Annotated in this window: 3 protein-coding genes and 1 pseudogene; all 4 read left to right on the top strand. The window is 70.2% G+C overall.

Going from position 1 to position 2,926, the window contains the following annotated elements; genetic code table 11:
- A partial coding sequence (locus tag AC5RV2_RS16570; RefSeq protein ID WP_494093242.1) for a protoporphyrinogen/coproporphyrinogen oxidase occupies positions 1-813 on the top strand: 813 nt, incomplete at its 5' end.
- Positions 814-875: 62 nt separating this feature from the next.
- Positions 876-1,583 carry a hydrogen peroxide-dependent heme synthase gene (gene hemQ, locus AC5RV2_RS16565; protein WP_494093241.1) on the top strand — a complete coding sequence of 236 codons (708 nt, stop codon included), beginning with the start codon at positions 876-878 and terminating at the stop codon, positions 1,581-1,583.
- A 56-nt stretch (positions 1,584-1,639) separates the two neighbouring features.
- Positions 1,640-2,773 (top strand): ferrochelatase, encoded by a 1,134-nt coding sequence (locus tag AC5RV2_RS16560; RefSeq protein WP_494093243.1) that lies wholly within the window; start codon positions 1,640-1,642, stop codon positions 2,771-2,773.
- A pseudogene (locus tag AC5RV2_RS16555) lies at positions 2,770-2,926 on the top strand (hydroxymethylbilane synthase); the annotation flags it as partial. The gene AC5RV2_RS16560 and the pseudogene AC5RV2_RS16555, both read left to right, overlap by 4 nt.

Here is a 2,926-nt window from a genome sequence, read left to right as displayed (position 1 = left end):
AGGACCGGTGAAGAAGTCAGTCCGCAGGCCACCTTTAGCCGATTCAAATCATGGGTAGAACTGGAGTCTGGCCACAAGATGGCCGACCTGAAAGCCCGTCACGTGGCCCTGCACACCGGGGCGGAAGCCACCGCCGTCACCTGGCACGGCGGCGGGTGGCAGGTCGAATCGGCGGCCGGGACGTTCCCCGCGGACGCCGTGATGCTGGCGGCCGATGGCGCCGCCGCCGTCCGGCTACTCTCCGGCGCCGTCCCCGGGCTGGCCGGGCTGGAACCCGAAACCGGACCCGCCGTCTCGCTGGTGACCCTGGTGGTGGACCTGTCCGACCTCGACGCGATGCCGCGGGGCACCGGCATGCTGGTGGCGCCGTCGGTCCGCGACGTCAGGGCCAAGGCACTCACCCATGCCACCGCCAAATGGCCGTGGCTGGCGGACGAAGCCGGCCCGGGAAGCCACGTGCTGCGGCTGTCCTACGGGCGCGCGGTGGGGCAGCAGGGCGCCGAGGACTTCACCGGTTGGGCCGACGACAGGCTCTACCGCCAGGCGCTGGCCGATGCCAGCTTCCTGCTGGGGGTGGCTGTGGGCGACGACGACGTGGTGGGCTCGAAGGTGGTGCGCTGGGTCAACGCGCTTCCCTCCGCCACCGTGGGGCACCGGGAACGGGTGGCGGCGGTGCGCCGCGAACTGGTTGCGCACCCCGGGCTGGGCAGCACCGGGGCCTGGCTGGCGGGCACCGGGCTGGTGGCCGTGGTGGGGGACGCGCGGCGCCGTGCACGGGATCTCGCCGCACGGCTGCAGCCGGCGGCCCCCTGATCTTCTACAATATGTAGAAGTGGTTTTCGATTAATTACGATGCAGAAGGCAGACTGGTAAGCATGAGCGAATCGGCAAGGTCAGAGTCAGCAATCCCCGCCGCCGGCGGCACCGACGAGGAACTGTTCTACACCCTCTGGACGGTCTTCAAGCGCACCGGCGCACCGGCGGATCCGTCCGCCGCCGCGGCGTTCGATGAGACGGTTGCCGAACTCGCCGGCCGCAACGTCACCTTCCGCGGGGCGTACGACGTGTCCGCCATGCGCGAGGACGCCGACGTGATGATCTGGCTGCACGGACCGCAGCCGGACGAACTCCAGGCGGCGGTCCGCGACATCCGCCGGACCGGGCTGTTCGCCCCGACCGAAATGGTCTGGTCCGCGATGGGCGTCCACCGCGACGCCGAATTCAGCAAGAACCACGCCCCGGCCTTCTCCCTGGGCAAGGACCCGGAGGCCTGGCTCTGCGTCTACCCCTTCGTGCGCTCCTACGAGTGGTACCTGCTGCCGGCCGAGGAGCGCGGCAAGATGCTGCGCGACCACGGACTGCTCGGCCGGGACTTCCCGCAGGTGCTGTCCAACACGGTCGCCTCGTTCGCGCTGGGGGACTGGGAATGGATCCTGGCCCTGGAAGCGCCCGAACTGATCGATCTGGTGGACCTGATGCGCCACCTGCGCTACACCGACGCGCGCAACCACGTGCGCGAAGAGATCCCGTTCTACACCGGCAAGCGCATCAGCACAGCCGAAATCGCCGAGGTGCTGCGGTGAACCAGTCCGCCGAACCGTCCTTTGACCCGCGTGCCGGCGTCGCCGCCGACGGAACCATGCAGCCGAAGAAGTACGACGCCCTGCTGCTGGCCTCCTTCGGTGGCCCCGAGGGCCAGGACGATGTCATCCCGTTCCTCCGCAACGTCACCAGCGGCCGCGGGATCCCCGATGAACGGCTGGAAGAAGTCGCCACGCACTACCGCGCCAACGGCGGCGTCAGCCCCATCAACGAGCAAAACCGGGCACTGAAGGCGGCGCTCGAGGCCGAGCTGGCCCGCCGCGGGATCGAGCTGCCGGTGCTCTGGGGAAACCGCAACTGGGATCCCTACATCACCGACGTTTTCAAGGAAGCGTACGACGCCGGCCACCGGCGCGTGTTGGCCGTGACCACCAGCGCCTACGCCGGCTACTCAAGCTGCCGCCAGTACCGCGAGGACTTCGGCATGGCCCTGGTCGAGACCGGGCTCGCCGGCAAGCTGGAAGTGGACAAGGTGCGCCAGTACTTCGACCACCCGGGCTTCGTAAAACCGTTCGCCGAAGGCCTGGCCGAGGGCCTGGACCGGGTACGGGCCGAGCTGGCCGCGCAGGGCGCCGCGGACGCGCCGGTCCACGTGATGTTCGCGACCCACTCGATTCCCCTTGGGGACGCCGAAAACGCCGGGCCCCGCGGGGTGGACTACGAGGGCGGCAGCGCCTACGTGGCGCAGCACCTGGCCACCGCCCGGGCCGTCCTGGACCGGGTGCCGGGAGCCGCCGGCGTCGACTGGTCCCTCGTCTACCAGTCCCGCTCCGGCGCGCCGCATGTGCCGTGGCTGGAGCCGGACATCAACGACGCGCTCGAAGAGCTGCCCGCCCAGGGGGTGAAGGGCGTGGTCATCGTGCCGCTGGGCTTTGTCAGCGACCACATGGAGGTGATGTGGGACCTGGACACGGAGGCACTGGAGACCTGCCGCGGCCTCGGTCTGGCCGCCGCCCGCGTGCCCACCCCGGGCGTGCACCGGAAGTTCGTCGAGGGCCTCGTGGACCTGGTCTGTGAGCGCACGGTGGAACAGCATCGCGCCGACCGTCCTGCGCTGACCGACCTGGGACCCTGGATGGACGTGTGCATGCCCGACTGCTGCGCCAACCGCCGCGGCGAGAAGCCGACGGTGGCCGGCATGGATTCGACCGTGGGGGTGCCGCAGCCATGACCGTTAAAGTCCGCATCGGCACCCGCGGCAGCGCCCTGGCGGTCACCCAGACCACCACCGTGGCCGAGGCGCTGGCCGCCGGCGGGGCCCTGGAGTATGAACTGGTCCGGATCAAGACCGAGGGCGACGTGCTGCGGGGGCCGCTGGCCCAGA

This window comes from Arthrobacter sp. Y3225116 (assembly GCF_059091245.1).
The sequence above is the reverse complement of the archived record's forward strand: the minus strand, read 5'-3'. Positions and strand labels throughout refer to the sequence as shown.